The organism is Phreatobacter stygius (genome assembly GCF_005144885.1).
In the GTDB taxonomy this organism is placed as follows: domain Bacteria; phylum Pseudomonadota; class Alphaproteobacteria; order Rhizobiales; family Phreatobacteraceae; genus Phreatobacter; species Phreatobacter stygius.
The window spans coordinates 1,423,712-1,450,189 of sequence record NZ_CP039690.1 but is presented as its reverse complement, the minus strand read 5'-3'; the positions used below and the strand labels follow the sequence as shown (position 1 = coordinate 1,450,189).

At 61.0% G+C, this 26,478-nt stretch carries 27 protein-coding genes, 1 tRNA gene and 1 pseudogene; 14 read left to right on the top strand and 15 right to left on the bottom strand.

The genetic code is table 11. From position 1 onward, the window contains the following. Positions 1-147: 147 nt before the first annotated feature. From E8M01_RS06675 to E8M01_RS06655, 5 genes are all read left to right on the top strand, one after another. On the top strand, positions 148-549 hold the full coding sequence (locus tag E8M01_RS06675) for a hypothetical protein (RefSeq protein WP_136959414.1): 402 nt from the start codon (positions 148-150) through the stop codon (positions 547-549). After that, positions 546-2,228, top strand: coding sequence for a relaxase/mobilization nuclease domain-containing protein (locus tag E8M01_RS06670; RefSeq protein WP_136959413.1), 1,683 nt, complete (start codon positions 546-548; stop codon positions 2,226-2,228). The genes E8M01_RS06675 and E8M01_RS06670 overlap by 4 nt, the downstream gene beginning before the upstream one ends. A 1-nt stretch (position 2,229) precedes the next feature. Next, positions 2,230-2,523, top strand: a complete 294-nt coding sequence (locus E8M01_RS06665; protein WP_136959412.1) for a hypothetical protein — start codon at positions 2,230-2,232, stop codon at positions 2,521-2,523. 93 nt (positions 2,524-2,616) lie between these two features. Further along, positions 2,617-4,059, top strand: coding sequence for a type IV secretory system conjugative DNA transfer family protein (locus E8M01_RS06660; RefSeq protein WP_136959411.1), 1,443 nt, complete (start codon positions 2,617-2,619; stop codon positions 4,057-4,059). Between the two features lie 38 nt (positions 4,060-4,097). Further along, positions 4,098-4,784: a hypothetical protein gene (locus E8M01_RS06655; RefSeq protein WP_136959410.1), complete on the top strand. Its 687-nt coding sequence runs from the start codon at positions 4,098-4,100 to the stop codon at positions 4,782-4,784. 42 nt (positions 4,785-4,826) lie between these two features. Here the strand turns inward: E8M01_RS06655 and E8M01_RS06650 are convergent, their stop codons facing one another. Both E8M01_RS06650 and E8M01_RS06645 read right to left on the bottom strand, forming a co-directional pair. Further along, positions 4,827-5,018 carry a hypothetical protein gene (locus E8M01_RS06650; protein WP_136959409.1) on the bottom strand — a complete coding sequence of 64 codons (192 nt, stop codon included), beginning with the start codon at positions 5,016-5,018 and terminating at the stop codon, positions 4,827-4,829. A gap of 218 nt (positions 5,019-5,236) precedes the next feature. Then, on the bottom strand, positions 5,237-5,863 hold the full coding sequence (locus E8M01_RS06645; protein ID WP_136959408.1) for a tyrosine-type recombinase/integrase: 627 nt from the start codon (positions 5,861-5,863) through the stop codon (positions 5,237-5,239). A 300-nt stretch (positions 5,864-6,163) separates the two neighbouring features. On the opposite strand from E8M01_RS06645, the gene E8M01_RS34985 reads away from it, so the two are divergent. Both E8M01_RS34985 and E8M01_RS06640 read left to right on the top strand, forming a co-directional pair. After that, entirely contained in the window at positions 6,164-6,334 is a 171-nt protein-coding gene (locus tag E8M01_RS34985) for a hypothetical protein (protein ID WP_170181804.1), read from the top strand. Between the two features lie 65 nt (positions 6,335-6,399). After that, positions 6,400-7,263, top strand: coding sequence for a hypothetical protein (locus E8M01_RS06640; protein WP_136959407.1), 864 nt, complete (start codon positions 6,400-6,402; stop codon positions 7,261-7,263). Positions 7,264-7,574: 311 nt separating this feature from the next. On the opposite strand, the gene E8M01_RS06635 is transcribed toward E8M01_RS06640, so the two are convergent. The 3 genes from E8M01_RS06635 to E8M01_RS06625 all read right to left on the bottom strand — a co-directional run bounded on the left by E8M01_RS06635 (position 7,575) and on the right by E8M01_RS06625 (position 10,056). Continuing rightward, the gene (locus E8M01_RS06635; protein ID WP_136959406.1) at positions 7,575-8,195 is read right to left on the bottom strand and encodes a hypothetical protein; all 621 of its coding nucleotides are present in this window, start codon (positions 8,193-8,195) and stop codon (positions 7,575-7,577) included. Positions 8,196-8,411: 216 nt separating this feature from the next. Further along, positions 8,412-8,741, bottom strand: coding sequence for a hypothetical protein (locus E8M01_RS06630; RefSeq protein ID WP_136959405.1), 330 nt, complete (start codon positions 8,739-8,741; stop codon positions 8,412-8,414). A 715-nt stretch (positions 8,742-9,456) separates the two neighbouring features. Next, a complete protein-coding gene (locus tag E8M01_RS06625) occupies positions 9,457-10,056 on the bottom strand; it encodes a hypothetical protein (RefSeq protein WP_136959404.1) in 600 nt (199 codons plus the stop codon). Between the two features lie 568 nt (positions 10,057-10,624). Here E8M01_RS06625 and E8M01_RS06620 point away from each other — a divergent pair. From E8M01_RS06620 to E8M01_RS06610, 3 genes are all read left to right on the top strand, one after another. Beyond that, positions 10,625-11,086: a mobile mystery protein A gene (locus E8M01_RS06620; protein WP_136959403.1), complete on the top strand. Its 462-nt coding sequence runs from the start codon at positions 10,625-10,627 to the stop codon at positions 11,084-11,086. Further along, positions 11,083-11,679, top strand: coding sequence for a mobile mystery protein B (locus E8M01_RS06615; protein WP_136959402.1), 597 nt, complete (start codon positions 11,083-11,085; stop codon positions 11,677-11,679). Before E8M01_RS06620 ends, E8M01_RS06615 begins: the two co-directional genes overlap by 4 nt. A gap of 282 nt (positions 11,680-11,961) precedes the next feature. Further along, positions 11,962-12,552, top strand: a complete 591-nt coding sequence (locus E8M01_RS06610) for a sce7726 family protein (protein WP_136959401.1) — start codon at positions 11,962-11,964, stop codon at positions 12,550-12,552. Here the strand turns inward: E8M01_RS06610 and E8M01_RS06605 are convergent. From E8M01_RS06605 to E8M01_RS06590, 4 genes are all read right to left on the bottom strand, one after another. After that, positions 12,506-13,588, bottom strand: coding sequence for a beta family protein (locus E8M01_RS06605; protein ID WP_136959400.1), 1,083 nt, complete (start codon positions 13,586-13,588; stop codon positions 12,506-12,508). The genes E8M01_RS06610 and E8M01_RS06605 overlap by 47 nt on opposite strands. Next, complete coding sequence (locus tag E8M01_RS06600) at positions 13,569-14,846, bottom strand: helix-turn-helix domain-containing protein (RefSeq protein ID WP_136959399.1); 1,278 nt, start codon at positions 14,844-14,846, stop codon at positions 13,569-13,571. Before E8M01_RS06600 ends, E8M01_RS06605 begins: the two co-directional genes overlap by 20 nt. Then, the gene (locus E8M01_RS06595; protein WP_246088617.1) at positions 14,843-15,364 is read right to left on the bottom strand and encodes a DUF6932 family protein; all 522 of its coding nucleotides are present in this window, start codon (positions 15,362-15,364) and stop codon (positions 14,843-14,845) included. Before E8M01_RS06595 ends, E8M01_RS06600 begins: the two co-directional genes overlap by 4 nt. A 663-nt stretch (positions 15,365-16,027) precedes the next feature. Then, positions 16,028-17,227, bottom strand: a complete 1,200-nt coding sequence (locus E8M01_RS06590; RefSeq protein ID WP_136958310.1) for an IS256 family transposase — start codon at positions 17,225-17,227, stop codon at positions 16,028-16,030. A 117-nt stretch (positions 17,228-17,344) separates the two neighbouring features. On the opposite strand from E8M01_RS06590, the pseudogene E8M01_RS35975 reads away from it, so the two are divergent. Beyond that, a pseudogene (locus E8M01_RS35975) lies at positions 17,345-18,025 on the top strand (recombinase family protein); the annotation flags it as partial. 12 nt (positions 18,026-18,037) lie between these two features. Here the strand turns inward: E8M01_RS35975 and E8M01_RS06575 are convergent. From E8M01_RS06575 to E8M01_RS06560, 4 genes are all read right to left on the bottom strand, one after another. Continuing rightward, the gene (locus E8M01_RS06575; protein WP_136959397.1) at positions 18,038-18,565 is read right to left on the bottom strand and encodes a hypothetical protein; all 528 of its coding nucleotides are present in this window, start codon (positions 18,563-18,565) and stop codon (positions 18,038-18,040) included. 217 nt (positions 18,566-18,782) lie between these two features. Beyond that, positions 18,783-18,859: transfer RNA gene (locus tag E8M01_RS06570), tRNA-Arg, on the bottom strand. 246 nt (positions 18,860-19,105) lie between these two features. After that, positions 19,106-20,635, bottom strand: coding sequence for a sensor histidine kinase (locus tag E8M01_RS06565; protein ID WP_136959396.1), 1,530 nt, complete (start codon positions 20,633-20,635; stop codon positions 19,106-19,108). A 36-nt stretch (positions 20,636-20,671) separates the two neighbouring features. Next, the gene (locus E8M01_RS06560; RefSeq protein WP_136959395.1) at positions 20,672-22,096 is read right to left on the bottom strand and encodes a dihydrolipoyl dehydrogenase family protein; all 1,425 of its coding nucleotides are present in this window, start codon (positions 22,094-22,096) and stop codon (positions 20,672-20,674) included. A 256-nt stretch (positions 22,097-22,352) separates the two neighbouring features. Here E8M01_RS06560 and E8M01_RS06555 point away from each other — a divergent pair, with 256 nt between their 5' ends. Next, positions 22,353-23,690, top strand: coding sequence for an esterase-like activity of phytase family protein (locus E8M01_RS06555; protein WP_136959394.1), 1,338 nt, complete (start codon positions 22,353-22,355; stop codon positions 23,688-23,690). A gap of 34 nt (positions 23,691-23,724) precedes the next feature. On the opposite strand, the gene E8M01_RS06550 is transcribed toward E8M01_RS06555, so the two are convergent. After that, positions 23,725-24,675, bottom strand: a complete 951-nt coding sequence (locus tag E8M01_RS06550) for a LysR substrate-binding domain-containing protein (protein WP_136959393.1) — start codon at positions 24,673-24,675, stop codon at positions 23,725-23,727. 125 nt (positions 24,676-24,800) lie between these two features. Here E8M01_RS06550 and E8M01_RS06545 point away from each other — a divergent pair, with 125 nt between their 5' ends. Further along, positions 24,801-25,226, top strand: coding sequence for a tautomerase family protein (locus tag E8M01_RS06545; RefSeq protein WP_136959392.1), 426 nt, complete (start codon positions 24,801-24,803; stop codon positions 25,224-25,226). Between the two features lie 19 nt (positions 25,227-25,245). After that, positions 25,246-25,671, top strand: coding sequence for a cupin domain-containing protein (locus tag E8M01_RS06540; RefSeq protein WP_136964476.1), 426 nt, complete (start codon positions 25,246-25,248; stop codon positions 25,669-25,671). A 4-nt stretch (positions 25,672-25,675) separates the two neighbouring features. Here the strand turns inward: E8M01_RS06540 and E8M01_RS06535 are convergent, their stop codons facing one another. Then, a complete protein-coding gene (locus E8M01_RS06535) occupies positions 25,676-26,404 on the bottom strand; it encodes an FkbM family methyltransferase (protein ID WP_136959391.1) in 729 nt (242 codons plus the stop codon). Positions 26,405-26,478: the final 74 nt, after the last annotated feature.

The following is a 26,478-nucleotide window of genomic DNA, read 5'->3' as shown; positions in this document are numbered from 1 at the left end:
CGGCCCTCAAAAGGTCCGGAAGGAACGAGCCAAGTGCTTGAAAAGAATGGCGCACTCTCTCGAAGAGTGTTCGAACCTTTTCCAAGCCTTAGAAGACTGGAATCATCAGCTTAAGCAAGCCCAGAAGCAGCCTCGGGGATTGCGCCTATGAGCAATCCTCCCGCCCGCATCACGCCGGCGCGTCGTCCGCCTCCGCTCTCCGTTCGGCTGAACCCCGACGAACTTGAAGCCCTTAGGCGACGAGCCGGAAGCGTGCCGCTCTCGACCTACCTGAAACAAGTCGCGCTGGGCTCCGAACTGCCCGCTCGGCGGGTGTCGAGAAATTCGCATGCCGATCGCGCGCGGCTCGCCCAAATCCTGGCGATCCTCGGTCAGTCACGCCTTGCGAGCAACTTCAATCAGCTCGCTAAGGCGGTGAACCTCGGCTGCCTCCCGGTCAATGAGCAAACCGAAGCGGACCTGCAACGCGGCTGCGCCGAAATCATCGCGATTCGGCAGCTCCTGATGACGGCATTGGGTCTCAAGAACGAGGGTCGTTCCGCGTTATGATCCTGAAGGGTTCGCAGCGAGGCGGCGCGCGGCAGCTTGCGGCGCACCTGCTCAACGATCACGACAACGATCATGTGACGATTCAGGAATTGCGCGGGTTCGTCGCCGACGACCTGCACGGCGCGATGGCTGAAGCGCACGCGGTCGCGACCGGAACGAAATGTCGGCAATGCGTTTTTTCGCTAAGCCTCAATCCGCCGAAGGACGCGAGTGCCAGCCTCGACGACCTTGTCGTTGCGGCTGATCGTGCGGAAGCGGCGTTGGGCCTTACAGGTCAACCCCGCGCCCTTATCATTCACGAAAAGGCCGGGCGCAGGCACGCCCATGCAGTTTGGGGGCGCATCGACCCGACGGAGATGCGGGCAATCAACCTTCCCTTCTTTAAGCGGAAGTTGAATGCCCTGTCGCGCGAACTCTACCTCGAGAATGAGTGGGACCTACCGGATGGTTACAAAACCAATGGCTGGAGACATCCCCTTACGCTCAGCCTTGCCGAATGCCAGCAGGCCAAGCGTTTCGATCTCGATCCGCGTGAAGTCAAACAGGTGTTCCGTCAGGCATGGGATCGCTCGGACGGGCTTGCTGGATTCCGAAACGCGCTTGAGGAAAGCGGCTACTACCTTGCCAAAGGTGATCGTCGCGGCGTCGTCGCGGTCGATATCAACGGCGAAGTGTTCTCCGCGTCGCGATGGACGGGGGTCAGTCCAAAGGAGCTTCGCGATCGATTGGGCTCGCTCGACGCGTTGTCCTCCCTTGAAGAGACCCGCGAAAGCGTCCAGTCGCAGGCGACGCAGCGCAAGCGGCAGCTCGTTGCCGAAGACCGAAACCAAAAGCGCGCCGAGCTGAAGCCCTTGTGGGATGAGCGGCGGCGCATGGTGACGATCCAGCGTGAAGAGCGAACGCGTCTCGACGATGGGCAAACTGCGCGTTGGGAGCGTGAGTCGAAGGAACGGGCCGCACGATTCCGCACCGGATTTGGGAAGGTGTTCGACATCCTGACCGGCAAGGTCTTTTCGATCCGCCGCCAGAATGAATTGGAAGCGTATGAAGGGTTGATGCGCGATCGGACGCAACGCGAGTCCCTGGTTACGGCCCAAATGAAAGACAGGGAAGAACTTCAGAAACGAATTGAGCAGACGATATATGGACATCGGAAAAATCAGATGAATAAATCTGACAAATGGGAGTTTGCCATGCCGAAGGATGTGAGTGGACGTTGGGTTCCTGAATCATACAAGGCGCATACATATTCCGCAGAAGAGCGCGCCTCAGCCCAAAAAGTCATGACGGATTTTGACAAGGCGCGGCGAGAGCCCATCCAGGCTCCGCCGACCATTGCAAAACTTGGCAAAGCGGCCACCCATCGGATGGCAATTCGACCTCCGCGACTTGGCGGCTCCGGTTCAACGCTGCACAGGCCATCCAACGGACCGGCTCTGGCGGAACAGCGTGCCGGTTCCAACCCAAAAGGTATCGCCGATAAGCCTGTAACGACGATCGGGGGTCCGGCCATGGAAGAGGCGTTACGAAAGATGCTGAGCCCTGGTCAGGATCGCGCAACCAAAGTGGTGCGACGTGAGTGGCGCAAATACGACCTTATGAACGAATTCAATAAAAATTATATTGGACCGGACGGGCCGGGCGGCCCTAAAATTAAAGGTCCAGATTTCGAGAGGTGAGATGAAGGCCATTGAGAAGGTAGATTGGGAAACCGTCGACTTCGATAAAGTCGTTGGTGATTACGTCCCGCTACCGGACGGATCACAGCATTACATCGAAATGGACATGCTGCATTGGCACGTCCTCCTGTTCATTGCTGAACGCGGCGAGCCATTGGAAGATGTCGCGCAAGACGCGCTAAATGTCATTGCCGATACCCCTGGCACCAACTTTGAGGAGCATTTTGATGAACTCTTCAAGGCCGGGATTATGGCCTTTGGGCGCCAATGGGTTCTATTGACGACCGGGAAATGAGAGGCGAGAGAACGGGCGAGCGCAGCGTTACCGCGTCAATCGAATTCCTCAGTCTCAAATAGCCTGTTCCTTTCTCGCAGTTGGAATTGCGCCATGTCCGGTTCAGGCAAGATCGATTTCCCGCCGCGAGGATCGGGCGTCCCCGGACGACGCGAAACCCCGCCCTCCGCGACCTGGGGGCATCCGTGGGAACTGAGTACCGGCTGGGACTATGCTGCCGGAAAGATACTTCTGGGGCGGTGGCAGGGGCGCAATCTCGGTGATCCAGACGGACCTGAGAGGAAGGGGCGCGGCGACGACCGGCATATCGTGACGGTGGCCGGATCGCGCGCCGGAAAGTCGTCAACGGTGCTTATCCCGAACCTGAACCGCTATCCCGGCTCCGTGATCGTTATCGACCCCAAGGGCGAACTCGCCAAAGCCACGGCTCAGCATCGCAAAGCCGCATTCGGCCACGAGGTCTATGTCATCGATCCATTCAATACCTCAGGCCTGCCGTCTTCCTCCTACGATCCCTTGAGCGAGCTGAACGTCAAATCGGACACGTTCGTTGATGACGTGTCGCTCGTGGCGGATGCGCTGATCATCGATCAAGAGGGAGAAAATCGGCATTGGAGCGACTCCGCCAAAAATCTCGTGCGGGCGATCATCCTGTTCATGTTCGCGGTCGGCGGCGAAAAGACGCTGATGCGCTTGCGAGCGATCCTGTTGGGGTCTGAAGGCAAACTCATTGGGCCTGAAACAAGAATCGGGCACGCCGACGAATATCTTTTCTTTCGTATGGCGGCGGAAGAGGACGCCTTCGGCGGCCTGGTGGCGAGACTTGGACTTTCCTTCAAGGAAAAGACCTCGAAGGAGATGGACTCGATCGCGTCCACGGCGCGGGAGCAACTGACCTTTCTCGATTCAGTCCCGTTGGGGCGGGTCCTGAAACCGTCGCCCCTGCGACTTCGGAACATCAAGCGGGAGCCTTCGACCATCTATCTGTGCCTGCCGGCCGGACGACTGGCGACGCATGCCCGATGGTTTCGGCTTGTCATCAGCCTCGGGCTGATCGAGCTGGAACGCGACCCGACAATTCCGCCCTATCCCGTCTTGTTCATGCTTGAGGAGTTTGCCGCGCTTGAACGCCTTCGTCCTATCGAGCGGGCGGCGGGATTCTTCGCAGGCTTCGGCGTTCGTCTTTGGGCCGTGTTGCAGGATTTATCGCAGCTCAAAGCGCACTATCCGCGCTCGTGGGAAACATTTTTGGGCAATGCCGGCGTCGTCCAGGCCTTCGGCAATGCGGATTTCACGACGACGGAGTACCTGTCGAAAAGGCTGAGCAATACCCAGGTGATCCAATCTCAGGATACGTGGATTTCATCCGCGGCGATGGATCAAGGCGATACGGGCAGGCGGGAACACATCCGGGATGTGAGGCTGATGGACCCAAGCGAGATCACGCAACATTTTTCTCGCGAAAGCGAACGCCAGCTCATCTTGGTTCCGGGTCGCCCGCCCATTTACATGCAGCGATCGGAAAGAGACAAATAGCGATCAGCTTTGCTCGGCAAAGAATAGGTGATGCGCCGATGAGCTTTTACGAGAAGCTTGAAACCCGGAGCGAGGATGGAACAATCCTCTGCATCGGCGGCAAATGGCAGGAAGAACTCGCGACGAATAAGCGGGGACGCCGAGTCGGAATGTTCCTGGGGACTGTGCTCATGGCGATTGCGGTGCTCGGCGCGTATGCGCTCGCGTTCGTCGCTATCCGTTCGATGCGCAATCCGCCTCCGCTCTTGTTCGACGATATCTCCAATCCCTACAATTTAGGCTTGTTGATTGCAGGCATCCTCGTTTTGGCCGGAGTGCTGTTCTTCACGGTCAAAACGTTCGTCCACATTTTCATGCCGTTCCCCAAACGCTCGGTCCTGTTTTTCCGGGTTGGAACGATCGCGACGCCGCAAGGCACTCCCGATTATCGACGCGTGAAGTCGCTTTCCATTCCGCATTTCAAGGTCAAAAGCATCGAGATCGGACCTGACTACAAGCAATGGAATTGGGTGAAGCGGGTGAACATCATTACCCTTGCGGGCGACACGATCACCATCGCTGCCCGGCTTCATCCCGAGGAAGCCCGCTTAGTCACAGTTGGCCTGTCGCAGGCGTTGGATGAGCTGCGCTTGTCCATTGCGCGCACGGATCGCTCGAACGAGCACGTCGGCGCGACCCATGCGCCGCTGAGCGGCGAGATTTCCGGCGCGCGGCAGATCGATTAGGCCGGTGGAATAAAAAGGCCGGGCTCACGCCCGGCCTCCTGCTTATTCCTGTTCGGTCAGTTCGCGGATGACCGTGCGGCCAGCGACCGGGTATGCGTCGAATTTCAGCGTGAGGCCCTTGCCGTCTTTGTTGGCCCAGCCTGCGCCAACCCTGATCCAGCGCGCCTTGCCGGTTTCGCCGATCACTTGCCAGATGATGTGGCTGGGGCGGTTGGGTTCGTTCGTGTTTTTCATGTTCGTCTCCTTTTGTTTTGGCGGACACCGCGTCCGGCCTGATGGGGACGACAGAGACCGCGCCGCAGGGACGAGGGGTCACACCGGCAACACGGGAGCGCAGCGAATGGAGCGGGCAACCGGTTGATCCCCGCGTCCCGGCGCGGTCAGACCCCATCCTTCAAGGCCGGATGCGGCGTCCGCCACCTTCGATCCGGAGACGTTGAAGCGAACGGTTCCTAAATGCGCGGCGCAACTGGTTCATCGCGAGGCGCGATCCACATGCGCGCTGCGATCTGACGTTCCTCGTCGCCCATGACCTGCAAATAGATGGCGGTGGTTTCCATGCGCGCATGCCCAAGCCAACGCTGGACGAGGTTGAGCGGAATGCCGGACTGGATGGCGTGAACGCCGAAGCCGTGGCGCAGACCTTTCGGCGTCGCCTGCGGTCCTTCCGCGATTCCAGCTTCGCGCATGAGCTGCTTTACCAGAGACCACGCGCGGCTGCGTGAGAGCGGCCAAAGGCGGCGATCCTTCGGGCCGTCATCGAGCGCGTGAACGGTCGCGAGTTCGCGCAACAGGTCCGGGGGCGCGGGCACTTCGCGAATGACGATCACGCGCTTGCGCTTTTTGAGGCTGCGTACGGCGATGAACCCGGATGCGGGTTCGATTGAAGCCGCCGTCAGGGCCAACGCTTCGGAAATCCGACATCCGGTGTGCACGAGAAGAAGACAGAGCGCGCGCAGATCGGCGCGGGGGCAGGACCAGGCCGCGCGCAGGAACCGGGCGCGTTCGTCGGCGGTGAGATATTTGCGCAGGCCGCGCGGCGTGTAGAGGCTTGTCGCCTGCTGATAGGAAACTGGCATTTCAATCGTCCCTTCGGGCAAGGCCGACGATGGGACGCGACAGTTTTGCCTATTCTGTTGAGTTACCGCGAGCACCGCGCAATTCGTGCGTTTTTGGCGTTTCAAACGCTGCGATTTTCTATCATGGGCGCCACACTGTGGCAACGATTTGACGGCCAAATCGTCCTTCACGCGACGGAATTGCCCTTAACGCGACAGAATAGGCAATTCTGTCGAGGCCCGAACTCCCGCAACGAACCAAAGCCTCACGGACAATCCGGGGGCTTTTTTGATTCCAGCGCGACCGATGGGAGTTGCATCATGTCTGACGTGGAAGAAGCCCGCCGCCGAGCGGAAGAAGATCATCGTCGCAACCAGCAAGCGCAGATGGCGACTGAACAGGCCATCCGGAATTCTGAAGAGCGCAACGCCTACAACGCCGAACTGGAGCGACAGCGGCGGCTCGAAGAAGCGCGTCGCAAGCAGGGTTGAAACGCACGCGCGGCGGCGCGGGCGATCCCCGCCGCCGGCCTTTTTGAACATCAGGGAGCAAATCAATGTCTCGTATGAAAGGCGCGCTCGCGGGCGCGACGTTGGCCTGCGCTGTCATGACGGCGGTTTACGCGCAGACGCCTCAAGTCCAGTGGCGGCAGGTGGCGAATACGCCCAAGGGCCTCAATCTGCCGTCTGGCGTGAAGGCCGATATTCTCGGCATCGGACTTGGCGATACCTATGCGGAGGCGACGGCCGCGCTGGCGCGCTTGCGGACGGAAGCCGGCCCCACCAGCCCTCCGCCGCAGGAGCGAAAGACGGAGATTCTGCACCACACCTCAACCGGCGGCCTGCTGGCGTCATTCGTGAGCGACATCATCATGATCCGTCCGCTGCCCGGAACGGGCGGCGCGGGTCGGATTTCGGAATCGCTCTCCGTGAGGTTCAGCGCGCCCGCGTCGGGTCATCAGGTGGTCGCGGTATCGCGCAATCTGACCTACCAGAATTCCGCCGACGAACCGCGTCTCTCGGAAGTGCTGGCCCAGCTCAAGGCCAAGTTCGGCGCGGAGCCGCGCGTGCTGACCGGCAGCGATCAGCGCACGCGCTATCTGCGCATCCAGTATGACAATGGCCGCGCCATCGCGCCTGCGGACGGCAACCTGATGTCGTCGTGCATGGCGCAAACCACGATCACCGCCGCATCATCGATCGCCAGCATCAACACGGCGGGCAATTGCGACGTGGTTCTGAACATGACGGTGACGACGGGGATTTCGCCGGATCATATCCAGCGCGTCGAGTTCGTCCTCAGCGACAACGAGCGGGCCAAGGTCAATGCGACGGCGGATTACGCCTTCATCGAAGCCTACGCCAAAGAGGTCATGCAAGGTCTGCAAAACCAAAACCGGGCGGCGACGCCACGGCTCTGATCGGATCACGACGACGGCTGCCATACGCGCCGTCGTCGTTTCATCCAGGCCGGATCACGCGAAGGCAGCGGCATAGAGCAACCATAGCCACGCCAGGATCGTGCCGAACCTAACAACTCTATCAGTGATCCAATCGCAGACGAACCACGCTCGACGAAGATGCGGTTTGAGCGTCTTGGCTTGCTGTTTGAGGCGATCTGCGATTCTTGCGAGGGCGGCTTTCAACCTGTGAAACGGCGACATGCGGTGGCTCCTTCCTGAGCCACCATTGCCCGCACTCTCTTAAAGGAGGGCTAACAAAACGACAGTCACTATTTTTTATTGAGGCCTGCGACTTTTTGCAGGCGGTCATGCGCTCGCCAGCGTCGAAGCAGTTCCTTGCGCTCATGAGGCGGGAGATATTCGAGACCGGCGAGAGATATGGGTTCTACGGGATCATTGATCTGATCCAGCGCGTCCAGCCTCGTGGGAAGGTCAAAGTCGGCGGGCCAGCCATGTTTCGTTTTGTAGTTCTCTAGGGCCTTGGCAAGTTTGCGATCCGCTTGCCGGACGCCGTTCAGCGACAGTCCCTTTTTGTAAGTCGCATAATTCTCCACGACGAATTGGCAGGGGCTGTACTTCCAATTGGGGCGGTCATCCCATAGCATTTTCGGCGCAGGGGTTTCCTCGCTCGTGAGCGTTTTGAAAGCGTTTGCGGCGGCTTTATATATCTCTGCAAGAATGCCGATTTTCTCTTTAGTCGAGATATCGTCCTTTTCAGAGACCTGCTTTATAAACTCCAAAGAGCCAGCAAGAACTGCGTTGCGAAAATCGCGCTGAATAAGCGCCTCTCTCTCAAATTCTTTTTTTAACCTGGCCACGAATTCATGGACAGGGTGCTTTTCGACTTTACTCGCGCCTGACTCCGGCTGCAATTTTTTCGCGCTGTTCATCAAGCTGGCCCGTTGTCCGGTTCCGAGGAATCTGGCTGCTGGAATCAAAAAGCCCGCTTGCGCGGACTCTGGATACAGGCAAACAAACTCTTGGCTCGTCGCCTCAAAAGGGCATTAACCTTTTGATTCGTCTATAAGAACGAATGTCAGCATGGATTGGGCGAAGTGTCCATTCCAGTGATAGACGGCACGCTCTATCCGGCGCGTCAGCGCGGTTTAGAACAGCGAAAGTTGTCGCACCTTCGCTTGCCTCGCCTTCCATTCAGATGATTTCGCGGCGTGGTCCAGCCACGCCATGGCGTAGGCGACGGGACCGCCGCGCTTTTCCACATCGTCGCGCTGCACGAAATGCGAACGGTAGCCGGTCTTGGTGATCGGCAGTTCGGCGCGATTTTCGGATTTGATCTCAAGATCGGCGACGCAGTATGCGCCGTCGTTCATGACCGCCCATACCGGCGTCCAGGTGATGGTGAGGGTGATCCCTTCCCATGATGCGCTGTAGGTTTCTTCCGTGCGGGTCTCGCGGTCATCGACTTTGTTTTCCATGGCCTTCTCTCCTTGCTGTTCGGGTTGCGGCATTCGCTGCAAACCGACTAGCCAAGCGGCGATGAGCGGGGGGTGGCCGTCACAGGCCGGGAAACGCCGGAATGGCGCGGGCCGGAGCGATGAGCGACAACACGGTCCGGCGTTTTTCGCCCGAAGGGCTTGGCCTTGACGCGCCTGGGGGCGGCACGCCCCAAACGAACGAGCGGGCGGTACGCCCCGATCGGCAGCCGTCTGGCTGCGTATCGCATGCGCGAGGGACTGCGCCTCGTCTCTAGTTCCAAGGGGGTGATCCGTCCTACGGGCGGGTCATCCCTTGCGAGTGACCGAAGCGACTATGAGCACAAGCCAGGTGGCGAGCGTCCCGTAAATAACGATCCTGCTCGCCGCCCAATCACTGAACTGACAGATGCGCCTAATCTTGGATGTGGGTTCGCATAGGTTCCGCTTGAAGCGTCCCATGGCATTGCGAAAAGCCCTGAATCCTCTCAGCGGCTTCAACATGGCGGCGGACTTTTTCCAACCGGCGCGCGCAGCTTGAACCGCATCCCGCGCCCGTTGTTTTTGTCTTACGTAGAACTGGCTCCTCATGATCTTTGGCGCCTTTACTCGACCAACGCTCAAGATCATGTGGCGCGCGCACCCGCTAAAGGACCGTTAAAGACCCTGTCGATCGCGGTCAGTTATAAGCTTCAGAATCTCTTTTTGCGGTAAGAAGCTATTTCTTGAGTCGGCGCGTCTGCGCTTTCCAAATGCGGACGCGTTCCCGCTGGACAGCGGGGGGCTCGGCGGCCAACCCCCGAAGATTGATGTCTGGGCCTTGCTCAGCGATCACTCGATTCATTGCTTGGGCTTTGGTTGGCAGGTCGAAATCCTCCGGCCAACCATATCTTTTCTTGTAATTCAGAAGAGCCTGGGTGAGCTGTTTATCCTCGATATCGCCGCTGCTCAGTCCCTTGCCGTACGTGGGAAAGTTGATTTTTACGAAGTCGCAGGGCGACATGCGCCATTCCGTCCGCTCGGCCCAGAGCGGAATATCGGTTGGGACTTTCGCAAGCTCTTCGACGGCGCGGTTCGCTGCCGCGTAAATCTTCGAGAGGAGTTCGATCTTCGTCTTGGTCGGAAGCGATGCGTTCTGCGCGATTTCCTGAACAATTCCCAATGACCCCGTCAATGCGGCTTTGGCGAAATTCGGCTTGATACGACCCCCTTGAGGAAAAGCGCGCTGGACGAGCTCCCTCAGTTTATGAACAGCGTTCATTTCGACCGTAGCGGGATCGGGTCGTTCCGGCAATTTTTTGAGGCGTTTCGCGTTCATTGCGTTGATCGGCTCCGTGGCGGAGAGAACGCAGAATCAAACGAGCCCGCGGGGGGAACGCGGACTCGGGTACGCATGGAAGTAAGGCGTTATGGTTAACGGCTGGTTTAAGGCCTGAGGTTGGGTTTGCGCCCGCAAACCGGCTAGCCCAGCGGCAATGAACCAGGGAAAGCCGTCACAGGCCATGCGTTCACGCGCGCCCGAAAGGATTGCCTTTGACGGCTGGGGCGGCACGCCCCGATCGGCAGCCGTCCGGCTGCGCGTGACTTGCGCGAGGGATCGAAGCCGAATGGCGGAAACCAGCGCAGCGGGTTCCGTTCACGAGAGCCCGGCCGGCGAAGCCGGCGCGCCCGAGGCATAGAAGAGCATTCTATAGCTCAGGAATCGGTCCATCATTGAGCGATAGGCCTGTTTCTCTGCGGCTTTTGGGATCGACGCGCAGCACCGATCTTACGAAAAATAAGCCTGCAATCTGATTTCTCGCTACAAAAATCAAACTGTGATATGATTTTAAGAGATAAATATCAGACTGTAGTATGATATAAAACCACAACGATCAGGCTCCGCCATGAAACCCGACCTCCGCCACAAGGCCCGAAACAGGCTCGACGAGCGGCTGCTGCCGCTTAAACCCACCGACCGATTCAAGGCTCCGCCCAAGGGCTGGATTAGGGCGGTGCGCGACGCTTTGGGCATGACGGGCGTCCAATTCGCAAAGCGTCTCGGCGTCAGTCCGCAGAGCGTGGACGCGCTGGAGAAGTCGGAGGCTACCGGCTCGATCAAGCTGGAGTCGCTGCGCCGCGCGGCCGAGGCTCTCGACTGCACGCTGGTCTACGCGCTCGTGCCGAACAACTCGCTTGAGGGCACGGTGCGCGATCGCGCCCGCCGGATCGCGCTGCGTGATCTTGGCCGCGTCGCGCATACGATGAAGCTTGAAGCGCAGGGCACCGGCGACGCCGATCTGGAAGCGCGGATCGGCGCCTATATCCGCGACGCCCTCAAGGACCGCGATCTGTGGGATCAGCCATGACGGATTTGTTCCAGGAACCGGACGACGCAACGCCCCTCGCGCCCGAAGAGCGTGAGGGGCTATTGCAAACCTGGGTGACGCATCGCCGCGATCTCAACGAGGCCGAACAGGAAAACATCGTCAAAGGCGCGGCTTGGGCGCGCCGCAGCCGAGCCTTAAGCGCAACGGGCCTGCTCGATGACGCCTTCGCCAGAACCCTGCACAAGCGCATGTTCGGCGACGTGTGGCGATGGGCCGGGACTTACCGGCAGACGGAACGCAATATCGGCGTCGACGCGTACCGGATCGCCAACGATCTCGCGACCATGTTCGACGACGTGCGCTATTGGGTCGAGCACGCCACCTATCCGCCCGATGAAATCGCCGTGCGCCTGCATCACCGTCTGGTCGCGATCCATCCGTTTCCGAACGGCAACGGAAGGCACGCGCGGCTGATGGCGGATTTGCTAATCCAGCGACTTGGCGGCGAACCGTTCAGTTGGGGCGGCGGCGGGCTTGCCGATGTCGGCGAACTGCGCGCGCGATATGTCGCCGCGCTCCAGGCGGCGGACAATCACGATATTGGGCCGCTGTTGGCGTTTGCCCGGGCATAAAAATGCGAGGGGCGGACCGCTACGTATCGATAATCTCGATTAGAACATGTGGGCTGAACTAAGTGGCGACTCACTCGATCTATGTTGCGACGATGGCTGCGAGCTGTAGGGCCACGCACGATTTTCATAACGATAAGAACTTGTCCCGCGCATAGCGGTTTGGCTCCGGAATAGCCCCATCAACGAGCGACGACCCGGCATAGAAAGAATGCGTTTACGGGGCTTCCGAGGGCATCAGAATTCGGGCATCCATGCCGACGCAAATCACGTACACTCCCGATCATGGCTGTCACCAACGACAAAGAAATTCGCGAGGCCCTTCACTTGAAGCGGCTGAGCGCGATCAAATCTGCTCCCAACACGATTGTGATTGACGAGCTGGGATTGGCGCACGCCAAAGCTCGCATTGACGTGGCAGTCATCAACGGCTGTATCCACGGATACGAAATTAAGAGCGGCATGGACACGCTCGTGCGTTTGCCTGCCCAGTTAGAGCTCTATGGACAGTGCCTCGAAAAACTGACCCTGGTTTGCGCCGCTCGCCACATTGAACAAGTTGATAAGCTGGCGCCCGATTGGTGTGGCATCATAAAAGTTGAGAAAGGCCCTCGGGGTGGGATCAGTTTTTCGACGGTTCGTCGCGCTCGCCAGAATCCACAAATTGACGCGTTTCAGCTCGCTCATTTGCTTTGGCGGCCTGAGGCTCTTGAGCTGCTAGTTCGGCAGGGCGTTTCGCAAACCGCGTCAAAAAAATCGCGCAAGGAGCTTTACACAGCCCTTGCTGAGACGATGGATATCCAGCAACTCACAGCCGCCATTCGCGAATTTATGCAGCTAAGGCGGTCATGGCGAGATCGTCCAGCACATGTGTGATGTGGTGATTAATCGCCACGCGTTTCCAATAACTTAGAGTGCTGGGGCCTTTTAGGTGCTTTGCGCACTGATCGATGTAGCTGTCGCCGTCAGAGAACGATGCCCCGCGAAAATTGCCCGAACTGACAATCGTTTTGCAATGATCGTGCATCTGAGTAGGGCTATCGCGAAACGCGCCCCCTTTCCGAATGAACCAGCTCGCCGGAAGGGTGTAAACTACTTTTCCCCCGGCTTTTATGAGACGCATGTCCTTTGGCGTAAATTCAGGATTCACGATTGTGTAGTCACCGTAGTTTGGTACCCGCATTGAGGGTCCAAGCATTCCAACGAATGTCTTATAGAATAACCAGTCGTGCCTCGGGAGTTCTCCACCCGGCTTGTCCAATGGAACCGTTTCTGGATATGCCGATCCCATAAGCACGTAGCTTCGAAAGACGGAAAGGTCACCGAGCAGCGAAAGAGCGTAGATCAGCGCATCAGCAAAGTCGGTGTAGGGCTGATAATTTGGTGCACCGAGATCGACGATCAGGTCCACTTGGTCAGGCGTAACGCCAGACGCTAGTATTAAAGCATCCAACGCGGTTTTGCAGCCCGGCTTCATGACATGCTCTATACGAAGTCGGAGACCCAGTCCTCGCCCATCTCGTTTCACAATTTTTGCGACGGCTGCGTTAATCGCAGCGGTCGCGTCCAGAGACGTAACAGGAACGGCCTTGTTCCCGAGCACGCTCAGCTCGTCAAAGACGTAAGCGATCGGAAGTTTTCCGTCATCCATCTTCTGGGACTGGACCTTCGGGTGAATATCAATCCAAGCGGGCCGCATCCCCCATTTGTCCTTGAACCGCCGAGGAAAGGGTTCGAGGTGCTCTTGCATCGTCTTCTTGTCGCACCATTCCTCGAAATCGAACTCAATTTCCGGAATGACAATGAAAGGTATCACACGGCTTTTGGCGACATCGCTAAGCGAAGCCAGGGCTTGATACTCACCTTGGCGCCATCGCAGCGATGGCACATAGCTATCTGGCGTGACTATCATTTTCGATCCTCCAAAATTGACTCCGAACGCTTCCGGAGCCAATAAGATTGTTAAACATCTGATAGTTTCCCCGCTCCTTCCGAATGCGTCCTGCAATGATGCTAGGATCAACGCCAATTCTCTCTGCGTCAATCAGGATTGCTTCTTCCGTTAACGCGAAACGCGACAAGCATTGCTTCCAAAGGACTTCGGGAATTAGTCGATCTAAAGCAAATTTATCCGCTTCATTCTCGACATAATCGTTCCCTGTCCCGTCCTCTTCGTCAAAGAAGTCAAGGCGTAACGCTGTAAAAAGATGCAGAAATACATGCCCAAGCTCGTGAAAGAGCACGAACCAGAAATTATCTAGTCGATCATAACGCAACGTCAGCGCAACGACAGGATGGCCTGCTGGTGATAACATTGCAGCTCCATCAAGATATGTTCCTGGCAAATGCGGTTCGACGACGAGAACGATGCCATTACGCTTCAGACATTCGCGCGCCTTTATCGGGCCATCATGATCGCGAGTTAGAACTACGAGTTCGGATAGCCAACTATCATTGAGTTGAAACTCTCCAATGTCTTTCGCTTCGCATTCGATGCGCGCGATCTCAAGAACACGAGCTTGCCATGCCAGGAGAGAAAACTCATCTGGCGCGTTTCCGCTGCGAACTTTCTTTCGATGTAATGCAGTTGCAAACTGTGGACCGGCGGCCGAAAAGAAGTAGGAACGCGCGGCTTCAGCGAGATTTGCGCCCCGAATCCAGCCGCGCTTGGCCATTTCCCTCAAAGGGAATCTCGACCAATCAACGTCTCCTGCATCCGACCACGCATAAAGCGCATTCTCTGCAGGGGCTTGGGCAGAGGAGAACGACTGGGAAACCCGAACGTGCAACGCGTCGGCCACCTCGATAATACGTGAAAGGCTGGCACTCATATATTCAGTCGCCTCATATCGCTGCACCTGCTGCGGCTTCATACGCAACCGCTCAGCCAAATCAGTTTGGCTAAGGCCTTGGGCAATTCGTGCTTGTATAAGGACGCGCGGTAAGTCACCGAGAGAAAAGCTTTCGGTGAACGAGACCGAACCCGATTTCAGCAGCTCGTAATCGGCGATCTCCCGTTCGATATCTGACACTTGACTCTCAAGTGCCTTCGCTTCGATCTTCCGCAGGCGTTCGTGCTTTTCATTGTCTTTGTGTACATGTCCGAGAGCAGCTTTTAGCTTATTCGCTTGCTCCATCGAAACGGCATACTGGCGATCACTGAAGATCATGATGTCATCCTCCTTATGATCGTTTCATCGGTGGAAAGTGTGATGCGTAAAATTCCTTTTTTCTTTCCGGTGAAGCGATCGATCTGAAAAAATTCTGTAAAAACAGCTCCGATATCCAACGACATAAGAGTCGACGGAAAAAACTCGCCGCCAAACCGCGCCTTTTGGTTGGCCCGCCCGTTGTCGAAATCGTCAAATACGGGGTCGAGTTTTGTGAAATCCACGCCGACAGGATCCCAGCACGCATCATAGTCGCCAGGGATAGGCTTCGCGGAGACATAACTGCCGTCGAGGAAAACGATCTGGCATCCCGCCTTTGCCAAGTGCAGCGAAGCGTCGATCAATCCCGCAAACAAGAAGCGACGGCGTTCGTTGTAAGCGTACCCATGCTCGATCTCGGCGAATGTCGCCGGATAGATGCCCGGGGGAAGAACATCCCAAGGCGAGCCGGACAGCGTGACGAGTGATGGAATCATCATACAACAATATTGTTGTAAGGCGTCGGATGTCAAGGACATTCGTTGGCTCATTCAGCGAATGGGAAGCCGCAGCCCTACCCGTGATCCAACGGCAAGACACTCGGTCGTGATCCAACGGCGATGCGTTGGCCATGGGGGTCTCGGGGGAGCGCGGAGGCTCCCCTGATGTGGTGACCGAACGGCCAGTCGTTCGTCCATGGTTCGGCGCCGGTGGAGCGGGAAGGCTCCAGGTCCGGCGAGTGATCAACCGGAGATACGGTTGAATGGCGTGGTGACGGCTCGATGCCGGAACCGCGCCACGCGCCGGGGGGATGCAACGGGGACGCGCCAGCGGGTCCCCTTGCCAAGATTGTGCGGTACTACCGCACACATCTTGCGTGCTTCTGATCTCACGAAAAAAGCACGTTCGTTTGACAGATGGCCCATCGGGAATGTGATGCGCTCAAAATGGCGGGAATAGCCTCAAGCTGAGTGGGCGAGATCGGCGCGCCTGGTTTCCATGCTTGGGAGATTGCCTTCAGCGGCTCCTCCGACCCCACGACGATAACGAAGGCGTGGATGCCCGGGTGACGGTCTTCGATCAATGGCATGCCCTCTTTGCTCGGCAGAAAAGCTGCTCCTTCTTCAATCCTGACCGGTCATGTCCCGTAGCGTGGTGTAGCTGGCGCAAGGCCCCACGATCGCCGGCATAGGCCGGGCTGGTCAGGCTGCCACGGCTGGCAGGCCGACACTAGGATCATCGCTCAGGCCGGCCATGGTTTCCAGGGTCATGTAGCGGGCCCGCTGGACGGCCCATTCATCGTTCTGTTCGAGCAGGATCGCGCCGACGAGCCGGGCGATGGCGGCCTCGTTGGGGAAGATGCCGACCACCTCGGTCCTGCGCTTGATCTCGCCGTTGACGCGCTCCAGCGGATTGGTGCTGTGGAGCTTCGCCCGATGTTGCGTCGGGAAGGTCATATAGGCCAGCACGTCGGTCTCGGCGGTATCCATCAGAGCCGCCAGTTTCGGCACCGTTGGCCTGAGCTGGTCGGCGACCCGGCGCCATTGCTGGCTGGCGGCGGCGGCATCGTTCTGGGCGAAGGCGGTGGCGATGAAGGCTGAGACAACGCGCCGCCCGCTGCGGCCGGCATGGGCGAGCGCATTCCTCATGAAGTGCACGCGGCAGCGCTGCCAGGTCGCGGTGAGCACCTTGGAGACCGCCGCCTTGATGCCTTCGTGGCTGTCGGAGACGACGAGTTTTACGCCGCGCAGGCCGCGTCTGGCCAGTTTGCGCAAGAACGCCGTCCAGAACGTCTCTGCCTCGGAGGGGCCGATATCCATGCCCAGCACCTCGCGCCGACCGTCGCCGCTTACACCGACCGCCACGATCACCGCCACCGAGACAATCCGGCCGGCCTGGCGGACCTTCACATAGGTCGCGTCGATCCACAGATAGGGCCAGTCGCCCTCGATCGGCCGGTCGAGGAACGCATGGACGCGCTGGTCGATTTCCTCGCAGAGCCGGCTGACTTGGCTCTTCGAGATGCCGCTCATGCCCATCGCCTTGACCAGGTCATCGACCGAGCGGGTCGAGATGCCCTGGATGTAAGCCTCTTGGATCACCGCGGTCAGCGCCTTCTCGGCCAGCCGGCGCGGCTCCAGAAAGCCCGGAAAGTAGGAGCCTTTGCGTAGCCTCGGGATGCGCAGCTCGACCGTGCCGGCGCGGGTCTCCCAATCCCGCTCGCGATAGCCATTGCGCTGGGCCAGGCGGTCCGGGCTCTTCTCGCCGAAGCCGGCGCCGGCAAGGCCGCTGACCTCAAGCTCCATCAGCCGCCCGGCGGCAAAGCCGATCATCTCGCGCAGCAAATCGGCGTCGGGGCTCTTCTCCAGCAGCCCGCGCAGGTTCATCATCTCGTCGGTCATCGGTGGATCTCTCGGTTCGGGGTTGGTCGTCGCAACCCAAACCTAACCGGCAACCGCCGATGACCACCCGTCAGTTACACCACCAATCGGGACACGACCGAGAGACGTGGAAGCGGCCTGGCTTCTCAGGAAGCGTGCTGCCGTGAGTATGCGCGCTTCAAAGGGTATGAGGTTGTTGACGTTTTCCGGGAGGTGCTGACCGGCGGAGAACAGGACCGGCCGGCCATGACTTTGCTTCTTTCCTATCTGCGCAAGCATAAGAAGGAAGGCCGTATCGTCATTATCGACGATATCAGCCGCTTCGCCCGCGATCTCCGAGGCCATCTGGCGTTGCGCGATGAGCTGAAAGCTGCGGGCGGGCTATTGGAAAGTCCGCGCATCGTGTTTGCGGATGATGCGGACTCCGTTTTCCGCGAGAACATTCTTGCAAGTTCGGCCCAACATCAGCGGCAGAAGAACGCGGAACAGACCAAGTCCCGGATGCGGGGCCGCGTGCTCAATGGCTATTGGCCGTTTGCTGCCTGCGTCGGCTATCGCCACGAACGTCGTCCTGGTGAAGGCATGGTGCTCGTTCGGGACGAACCGACCGCATCGCTCGTGCAGGAAGCACTGGAAGGCTATGCCTCTGGACGGTTTCAATCCCAAGGGGAGGTTTTGCGCTTCCTTGAATCAAACCCGTCGTTTCCGAAAAATCGTTTCGGCAAGGTCCGATATCAGCAGGTCTACGACATTCTCACGCGCCCGGTTTACGCGGGATATGTCGAGGCGCGAAAATGGGACGTGCCGCTTTTGAAGGGGCGTCACGAGGCTCTAATTGATTTCGGCACCCATGAGCGGATTCAGCATCGGTTGACGGAAGGGGCGAAAGCTCCAACGCGCGTCGATATCCGACAGGATTTCCCGCTGCGCGGCATGGTGACCTGCGCCCGCTGCAACACCTTGATGACCTCCTGCTGGTCCACCAGCAGGAGCGGCGATAAGCACCCCTATTACATGTGTTTTGGCAAAGGGTGCCTGCGCTATCGGAAGTCGGTGAAGCGCGCAATCATCGAAGGTGAATTTGCGGCTCTGCTCGAAAGGCTCACGCCAAGCAAGGCTCTGTTCGATCTGGCGCGGGCGATGTTCAAGAACGCATGGGATCAGCGTCTTGCTCAGTCCGCCAACCTTGCTCAAACCTACAAGCGCGAAATCGCGAAAATGGACCAGGACATCGCTGCGCTGGTCGATCGACTGATCGAATCCAACGCGCGATCGGTTGTGGCCGCCTATGAGAACCGCATTGTGGAGATGGAGCGCAGAAAGGTCGCGCTCGAAGAGAAGTGCCAAAAAAGCGGCCAACGGCAGGCTGCCTTCGAGGAGTTGTTCGAACTCGCCTGCCGGTTCCTCGCAAACCCTTCCAAACTTTGGAATCTTGGCAAGTTTGAGTACCAGAAACTGGTGCTCAGACTGACCTTTGCGGATCGGTTGGCCTATTGCCCCGAAAACGGATTTCGAACCGCAAAAACCACCTTGCCGTTCAAGGTGTTAGAAAGGCTCGGCGGGGGAGAAAGTGAAATGGCGCGCCCGAAAGGATTCGAACCTCTGACCCCCAGATTCGTAGTCTGGTGCTCTATCCAGCTGAGCTACGGGCGCGCGCCGCGTTCGGAAGCGACGAGCGCCTCGAACGGAGGCGGTCGAATAAGCTGTTTCGCGGAGGAATGCAAGAGTGTGTCCAGCGGCTTGTGGATGATTTGTCGGCTTGCGTGAAACCGCCGGATCGGCGCCCGAGCGAGGGCTTTATCGGAACGTGGCGGCTGCCGCGATATCGTCGGCGATGAGATATGGCGACCGACATCTCCGGCACAGATGATTCGTGCGGCCGGGACGTGACCCGGCGCTTCAGGCGCGCCGCCTCTGCGTCTTGCGGATGGCGGCGAGATCGATCGGCCGGTCGGGAATGGAGATCTGGAAGGTCGCGCCCAAGGTCCCCTCGGCGAGCGTGATGGTGCCGCCATGGGTGCGCACCAGTTCGGAGGCGATGGCAAGGCCAAGCCCGGTGCCGCCGGGGCGGGTGGAGCCCTGGAACGCCTCGAACAGATGGGCCCGCGCCCGCTCGGGAATGCCGGGACCGGTGTCGGAAATCTCGATCACCGCCACCGCGCCCTCGCGCCGGCCGATCACCCGGATCTGGTCACGCACCGGATCGTTGGGCGCGCGCGCCTCCAGCGCCTGCTGGGCGTTGCGGCCGATATTGAGCAGCACCCGGAACAAGTGGTCTGGGTCGGCATCGACGGTCAGGTCGTCAGGCACGGCGTTGACGAAGGCGATCCGGGCCTCGAGGCCGAGGCCCATGGTGTCGCGCACCTCGTCGGCGAGAACCGCCAGCAGCACGGCGCTGCGCTGGGGCGGCGCCTCATGGGCGCGGCCATAAGACAGGGTCGACTGGCAGAAGGCGATGGCGCGGTCGAGCGCTTGAATCATCTTCGGCGCGAAGCGCTGCACGGTCGGATCCGGCACATCGGCCAGCCGGTCGGAGAACAGCTGCGCCGAGGCGAGCAGATTGCGCAGGTCGTGGTTGATCTTGGAGACCGCCAGGCCAAGGGCCGCGAGCCTGGAACGCTGCGCCAGCATGTCGTGCAGCGATTGCTGCATGGTCTGCAGTTCATATTCGGCGACGCCCACCTCGTCCTTGCGCCCACTCGGCACCATCACCCGGCTCAGATCCTCGGGGTTCTCGCGGAAGGCGATCATCGTCTTGGTCAGGCGCGCCATGGGGCGGACGAACATCAGGTGCAGGGTCAGGTAGACCAGCGCCGCGGTGATGCCGGAAATGAACAGCGACAGCAGCAGGATGGTCTTCGAGAAGCGCAACATGGCCCGTCTGAGCGGTGTCTCGTCCATGATGATCTCGACGAAATCGCCGGCGCGCGGCGCCGTGCCCATGACCCTGAGCGTCCGGCCGTTGCGGGCAAACAAGGTTTCGAAGGCATCGCCGATCGAGCTGAGCAGGGTCATCTCGCGCATGTCGACGGTGACATCGATCTCAGGCAGCTGTTCGGACACGGCGAGCAGGCGGCGCGCCGGTCCGGTCTTCAGGGCCACGGCTTGGGCGCCGGCGCTGTTCAGGAGCTCGCGCACCAGCGCTTCCGGCACCATGCCGCTGGGCGCTGCCTCCAGCACCAGGGCGGCGGTGCGCGCCGAGGACAGTCGATCGTCTAGCAGCCGCGTCCGAAAATTGGCGATGGAGGGCAGGAAGATCAGGATTTCCGCCAGCGTCACGAAAATGCCGGTCAGGATCAGCAGCTTGCCAGACAGGCCGATGCCGCGCGAGGGCACCGGCGCCGCGACGTCCAGATCGGCGCGCCGCTGCTCGGCGAGGGCTTGCGCCGCCGCGTCCCGGGTCTGGTCCTGTGGCGTCTCTCGCGACATGTGTCAGGATCCGATAGGCACGTGGGGATCATAGTCTCAGCCGAACCGCCGCAGAAGGCGCATGATTCGACCAATCCAGGGGTTGCCGAGGCGCGCTTGGAGATAGGTACTCGCGGCGCGCTTGCCTACCTCTGATAAGCCTGGATAGGGCAGAACAATGGCGGCAAGCTCGGCGGCGGTCCCGCCCTTGGCTAGCGCCAGAGCGTAAAGGCCAATCAATTCAGTGGCTTCGGCACCAACGATCGAAGCGCCGAGAAGCCGGCCCTTGGCGGATATGACGAGCTTGATATGGCCCTGGCGCCGGCGCGCGGTGACCGCCCGGTCGTTTTCGGCGAAGGGCCAGCGCAAGCTCCGGGCCTTCGGGTCCAGCTTGCGCGCCTCGGCCTCGGTCAGGCCGACCTGGGCGAGCTCGGGGTCGGTATAGATGACCCGCGGCACCGCGGTGCCGCCGGTGTCGACGGGACGGCGGAACAGGATGTTCTGCGCCACCATCTGGCCGTGCCAACCGGCGACATGGGTCAATTGCGGGCCGCCGCCGACATCGCCAATGGCATGAATGCGCGGATTGGAGGTTCGCAAGGTCTTGTCGACGGTGATGCCGGCGCTGGTGAAAGCCACGCCGGCGGCCTCCAGCCCGAGATTTTCGACATTGGCCCGCCGGCCGGTCGCAACCAAGAGATGAGACACCCCGATCGCGCCGTCGTCGTCGCCGCGCCGGGCGATCAGCCGCAGCGCGCCCGGCTCGCCCTCGACCCGCGTCAGTTCGACGCCTTCGAGAAGTGCGATGCCTTCGTCCTGCAATTGCCGCCTGACCACGTCGACCATTTCCGGGTCTTCGCCGGGCAGCAGGCGGTCGCGCTCCAGCACGGTGACCTCGGCGCCGAGCCGGCGGAAGGCCTGGGCCATTTCAAGGCCGACCGGCCCGCCGCCGAGCACGCCGAGATGACCAGGACAGGCGGCAAGGTCGAAGATCGTCTCGCTGGTCAGAAAGGGCAGGGCGTCGAGGCCGGGAATATCAGGCAGCAGCGGCCGCGAGCCGGTGGCGATGACGAAGCGCCGCGCCGCTATCGTGGTGTCGCCGACGGTGACTGCCCCGGGGCCCAGGAAGCGCGCCTCGCCCTTGATCACCTTGACCCCGAGGGCGCTGAAACGGGCCACCGAATCATTCGGCGCGATGGTTGCGATCGCATCGCGGACATGGCGCATGACCTGGGCGAAATCGATCGCCGGCTCGCCGGCGCGGATGCCGAAACCCGATGCCTGGCGGATGTCATGGGCGCGCCTTGCCGCCGCGATCAAGGCCTTGGAGGGCACGCAGCCGGCATTCAGGCAGTCGCCGCCCATCCGGTCCTTTTCGACCAGCACGACCGGCGCGCCGAGCATGGCGCAGAAGGCGGCGACCGTCAGGCCACCGGAACCGGCGCCAATGACGCAGACATCGGGGGAGAGGGTTTCCGGCACGGGCGTCCTTCGGCGTCGGGAGGCTTGAGCGCTGCTTCTTTGTCGACCGGCTTTCCGGCACTGTCGAGAGCTCATTCGGTCCGGACCGGCATCCTGTTACCGGTCGCTGCGGCCGAGCGTCGCAAGCGAGAGCAGCACGGCCATCGTCATCGCGGTGTCACCGAACCGTTACGCGCCTGTCAGGCTGATCCCGCAGGGAACGCGGGTTCGACCACCCATTGGATCCCCCTCTTCGACCACCTTCCTGGAGCCTTCGATGCGCGCTCTCGTCCTCGCCGCCGCGGTTTTTGCGGCATCGCCTGCCTTCGCCCAGCAGGAATTCCCGGCGACGCTCGCCGGTCATGCCCTGCTGCCGGCGGCGACCTTCATCCAGCCGCCGGCGGATGCGCCCGCCGACCTGGCGACGCCGGGCAAGTTCACCGGCGCGGCGCGCAACGAGGCCGTCGGCTCGGTGATGGGCCGATCCGCCGGCCGCCCGACCGGTCTGTCGCTGCCGTTCCGCGGCCAGCCGGCCCAGGGTCATTCGGGCATCAAGCGCATGCCCGACGGCACGTTCTGGGTGATCACCGACAACGGCTTCGGCGCCAAGGCCAATTCGCCGGATTCGATGCTCTATCTGAACCGCTACCGGATCGACTGGGAGAAGGGCGCATTTGAACGGCTGCAGACCATTTTCCTGTCGGATCCGGACAAGAAAGTGCCGTTCCGCATTGCCAACGAGGCGACCGAGCGGCGCTATCTGACCGGCTCGGATTTCGACCTGGAGAGCTTCCAGATCATTGGCGACAAGATCTGGATCGGCGACGAGTTCGGTCCCTATCTCATTCGCATCGACATGACCGGCAAGGTCGAGGCGGTGTTCGACACGCTGGTCGACGGCCAGGTCGTGCGCTCGCCCGACAATCCGGCGGTCACCACCCCTGCGGTTCCCGGCGGTCCGGTCGATTTCCGGGTACGCCGCTCGAAGGGCTTCGAGGGCATGGCAGCTTCGCCCGATGGCCGCTTCCTCTACCCGCTGCTCGAAGGCGCGCTCTGGGACAGCCAGACCAATGCGCTCGAAATGCTCGACGGCAAGCAATATCTGCGCATTCTCGAATTCGACGTGCAGGCGGGCCGCTGGACCGGCCGGCACTGGAAGTTCGTGCTCGACGAGAACAACCTGTCGATCGGCGATTTCAACATGATCGACGCCACCACCGGCATGATCATCGTGCGCGACGACAATGAAGGCGTGCCGGAGCGCGCCTGCCCGCAGGGCCAGCGGGCCGAGACCTGCTTCCATGCGCTGCCGCGCATCAAGCGGATCTGGAAGATCGAAATGACCGATGCCAATGCCGGCGGCGCGGTGCGCAAGATCGGCTTCATCGACCTCCTGCGCATCCAGGACCCGAACAATCGCGCCCGCAAGCCCTTGTCGGGCGGCGCCTTCCAGTTCCCGTTCTTCACCATCGAGAATGTCGAAGTGGTCGATGCCGACCACATCATCGTCGGCAATGACAACAACCTGCCGTTCTCGTCGAGCCGCGATCCGAACCAGGCCGACGACAACGAAATGGCGCTGCTGCGCGTGCCGGAATTCCTGCGCGCCCGCTGAAGTCCCGGCGTTCAGGACGACAGAGGGGCCCGGCTCATGCCGGGCCCCTTTTTATGGTGTCGGTCGTGGTTCCGATCGTGGCGGACTGGCCGGTCGCCTCCGGCCGGCGGGCCCGGGCGCCTTCCAGGGTTTCGAGCACGATGGTGGCGAGACGGGCGGTGGCGGGCGCCGGCTCCGCCTCGGCCTGGCAGAGGGCAAGTGCGATGGACGGCAAGGCCGGCAGGCCGGCTTCGCCGGGATCGAGCGCGCGGACGCTTGCCGGCAGGCCCATCTCGGTGCGCACGCTCAAACCCAGGCCGGCCGACACGGCAGCCCAGAGGCCGCCAAGGCTCGGGCTGATGAAGGCCGATCGCCAGGCGAGGCCGGCATGATCGAGCGCCGTCGTCGCCGCCGTGCGCATCAGGCACGGTGCTTCGAAGGTCGCCAGCGGCACGACAGCCTCGTCGCCCAGCTGCCAGGGACCGGTCGCCGGCCCGATCCAGCGCATTGGCCACTCGCCGACACGCCGGCTGTTCAGCTTCGCCGGGCCGTCGTCCCAGGCCAGCGCCAGGTCGAGCTTGCCGGCGATCAGCCGGTCGACGATGTCGGCGTTGCGGCCAACTCTCGCCTCGATCCTGACCTTCGGATTGGCGCGGGCGAAGCGGCCGAGCACGTCGGGCAGCAGCACCTCGCCGAAATCTTCCGGCAGGCCGAGCCGGACCCAGCCTTCGAGCTCGATGCCGTTGACCGCAGCCGCGGCCTCGTCGTTCAGGTCGATCAGGCGGCGGGCATAGGCCAGCATGACCTCGCCCGCATCGGTCAGGGCCAGACCCCGGCCGGCCCGGCGGAAGATCGGCGTGCCGGCCTGGTCCTCGAGCTTTTTCAGTTGCGCGCTGACGGCCGAGGTCGACCGGCCCAAGCGTTCCGCGGCGCGGGCGAAACTGCCGAGATCGACGCCGGTGGCGAAGCTGCGGAGCACGTCGAGGTCGAAGGTTATCCGGCGCATTGATAGTCCTAAAAATTGGAATCCTTGATCCAATATTTCCCGATTTTCAGGATTAACGTGCGGCGGCATGATGGCTGCCGTCAAGCCCGTTCCGGGGCCTGGCCTGTCGCATCAGGAGGACGGTCATGCCGTTCGCACGCATCTCGCTTCTCAAGGGCAAGCCGCCGGCCTATCTCGGCGCGCTCTCCGATGGTCTGCATCAGGCCCTGGTCGAAGCCTTCGACGTGCCGCGCGACGACCGCTTCCAGGTCATCCATCAGCTCGAACCGGGTGAGCTGATCTTTGACCGGCATTATCTCGGCGGTCCGCGCTCGGACGACTTCGTGCTGATCCAGATCACGGCCGGCCGGCCGCGCTCGACCGAGGTCAAGCGAGCCTTCTACCGCCGCCTGGTTGCCGTGCTGGCCGAAGCGCCCGGCCTCCGACCGGAGGATGTGATGGTGGTGATCACCACCGGGGGCGCCGACGAGTGGTCGTTCGGCAGCGGCGAGGCGCAGATGGTCGCATCGACCGAAGCGCCTGCGGAGGCCGGTCATGCGCAGCAGCACTGACCGGGCCGACCTGCCCTTCATGCGTGACGACGGCGCGGACGAGATACCGCGGGCTCCGAAAACCATGACCATCATCCGCGCGGGAAGCGCGATTGCGTCTGGCCCAGCTGGCGTCGCCAGCGGGCCGTTCTGGGCCGAGACGCTGATCGCCAGCGCCGGCGATGGCGATCCGACGGTGGTGCGCGCAACCTTCGAGCCGGGCGCCATCACCCATTGGCACAGTCATCCGCTCGGTCAGGTGCTCTATGTGCTGACCGGCGTCGGCCGGGTGCAGCGCGCGGGTGGGCCGGTCGAGGAGATCAGGAGCGGCGACTGCGTCTGGTTCGCGCCCGGCGAGCGTCATTGGCATGGCGCTTCGCCGGACAGTCTGTTCGGCTATGTCAGCATCCAGGCCGTTCACGAGGGGACGGCCGTCCATTGGATGGAACCGGTGGCCATGGGATAACGGCTCAGAGCTCGATCGGCGGCCGCCGGGTCATCCGCGAGACATTCTTGCGGACCGCGAAGATCCGGCCATAGGCGTCGCCTTTCAGGTCAGCGCGATAGCCTTGATAGGCGAGCAGCGGGTCCCAGGAACATTCCTCGTCGTGCAGGATGTCGAAGCCGTCGGCCAGGATGGCACGGATCTGTTCGCGGTTCCGGCGGTTCTGGAATTCGAGCAGCACCAGCGAGGTCTTCGACAGGTCGAGATGGGCAAGCACGTCGCCTTCGCCGCCCTCGATGTCGATCTTGACCACATCGGCCGAGGGCAGGCTCGCCGGATCCACCACGTCGACCTCGTAGGTCTCGGCCATATGGCCGTCGACGAAGGTGTCGCCGGAATAGGCGGCGAGCCCGGATTCGCCGTCGCCGGCATAACGGCTGACGAAGGTGGCGCGTTTCTCCGGGCCCGGAAACAGCGCGGCATTGACGATGGTGATGTCGCGCCGGCCTTCGGTGTTGCGCCGGAGATAGTCGAAAGTGCCGGGATGGGGCTCGAAGGACTTGACCGCGCTGCCCGGCCAGCGGGCGGCGGCCCAGAGCGCGAACGAGCCGACATTGGCGCCGATATCGAGAATGTCGAGGCCGATGCCGTCATAATTGGCCTCATATTCGCCTTCGAGCACGTCCTTGATGGCGAATTCCATCGGTTCAGGGCAGAAGACCATCATGGGGATGCGGGCGACATAACGATTCAAGGGATGGTCCTCCTGCGGGCTTGCCGTCCGTGACGCCTCGGCGCCCCGGCATGATCCGACAAGCTACCGCGCGG

Coding starts and splice junctions, on each gene's coding strand:
- E8M01_RS06595 (WP_246088617.1), bottom strand. CDS start 15,364: ATGTCCTTGACATCCGACGCCTTACAACAATATTGTTGTATGATGATT.
- E8M01_RS06605 (WP_136959400.1), bottom strand. CDS start 13,588: ATGATAGTCACGCCAGATAGCTATGTGCCATCGCTGCGATGGCGCCAA.
- E8M01_RS06610 (WP_136959401.1), top strand. CDS start 11,962: ATGGCTGTCACCAACGACAAAGAAATTCGCGAGGCCCTTCACTTGAAG.
- E8M01_RS06640 (WP_136959407.1), top strand. CDS start 6,400: ATGTCTCGTATGAAAGGCGCGCTCGCGGGCGCGACGTTGGCCTGCGCT.
- E8M01_RS06645 (WP_136959408.1), bottom strand. CDS start 5,863: ATGCCAGTTTCCTATCAGCAGGCGACAAGCCTCTACACGCCGCGCGGC.
- E8M01_RS06660 (WP_136959411.1), top strand. CDS start 2,617: ATGTCCGGTTCAGGCAAGATCGATTTCCCGCCGCGAGGATCGGGCGTC.
- E8M01_RS06630 (WP_136959405.1), bottom strand. CDS start 8,741: ATGGAAAACAAAGTCGATGACCGCGAGACCCGCACGGAAGAAACCTAC.
- E8M01_RS06555 (WP_136959394.1), top strand. CDS start 22,353: ATGCGCGCTCTCGTCCTCGCCGCCGCGGTTTTTGCGGCATCGCCTGCC.
- E8M01_RS06670 (WP_136959413.1), top strand. CDS start 546: ATGATCCTGAAGGGTTCGCAGCGAGGCGGCGCGCGGCAGCTTGCGGCG.
- E8M01_RS06590 (WP_136958310.1), bottom strand. CDS start 17,227: ATGACCGACGAGATGATGAACCTGCGCGGGCTGCTGGAGAAGAGCCCC.
- E8M01_RS06540 (WP_136964476.1), top strand. CDS start 25,246: ATGCGTGACGACGGCGCGGACGAGATACCGCGGGCTCCGAAAACCATG.
- E8M01_RS06600 (WP_136959399.1), bottom strand. CDS start 14,846: ATGATCTTCAGTGATCGCCAGTATGCCGTTTCGATGGAGCAAGCGAAT.
- E8M01_RS06655 (WP_136959410.1), top strand. CDS start 4,098: ATGAGCTTTTACGAGAAGCTTGAAACCCGGAGCGAGGATGGAACAATC.
- E8M01_RS34985 (WP_170181804.1), top strand. CDS start 6,164: ATGTCTGACGTGGAAGAAGCCCGCCGCCGAGCGGAAGAAGATCATCGT.
- E8M01_RS06545 (WP_136959392.1), top strand. CDS start 24,801: ATGCCGTTCGCACGCATCTCGCTTCTCAAGGGCAAGCCGCCGGCCTAT.
- E8M01_RS06620 (WP_136959403.1), top strand. CDS start 10,625: ATGAAACCCGACCTCCGCCACAAGGCCCGAAACAGGCTCGACGAGCGG.
- E8M01_RS06615 (WP_136959402.1), top strand. CDS start 11,083: ATGACGGATTTGTTCCAGGAACCGGACGACGCAACGCCCCTCGCGCCC.
- E8M01_RS06650 (WP_136959409.1), bottom strand. CDS start 5,018: ATGAAAAACACGAACGAACCCAACCGCCCCAGCCACATCATCTGGCAA.
- E8M01_RS06675 (WP_136959414.1), top strand. CDS start 148: ATGAGCAATCCTCCCGCCCGCATCACGCCGGCGCGTCGTCCGCCTCCG.
- E8M01_RS06565 (WP_136959396.1), bottom strand. CDS start 20,635: ATGTCGCGAGAGACGCCACAGGACCAGACCCGGGACGCGGCGGCGCAA.
- E8M01_RS06550 (WP_136959393.1), bottom strand. CDS start 24,675: ATGCGCCGGATAACCTTCGACCTCGACGTGCTCCGCAGCTTCGCCACC.
- E8M01_RS06665 (WP_136959412.1), top strand. CDS start 2,230: ATGAAGGCCATTGAGAAGGTAGATTGGGAAACCGTCGACTTCGATAAA.
- E8M01_RS06635 (WP_136959406.1), bottom strand. CDS start 8,195: ATGAACAGCGCGAAAAAATTGCAGCCGGAGTCAGGCGCGAGTAAAGTC.
- E8M01_RS06625 (WP_136959404.1), bottom strand. CDS start 10,056: ATGAACGCGAAACGCCTCAAAAAATTGCCGGAACGACCCGATCCCGCT.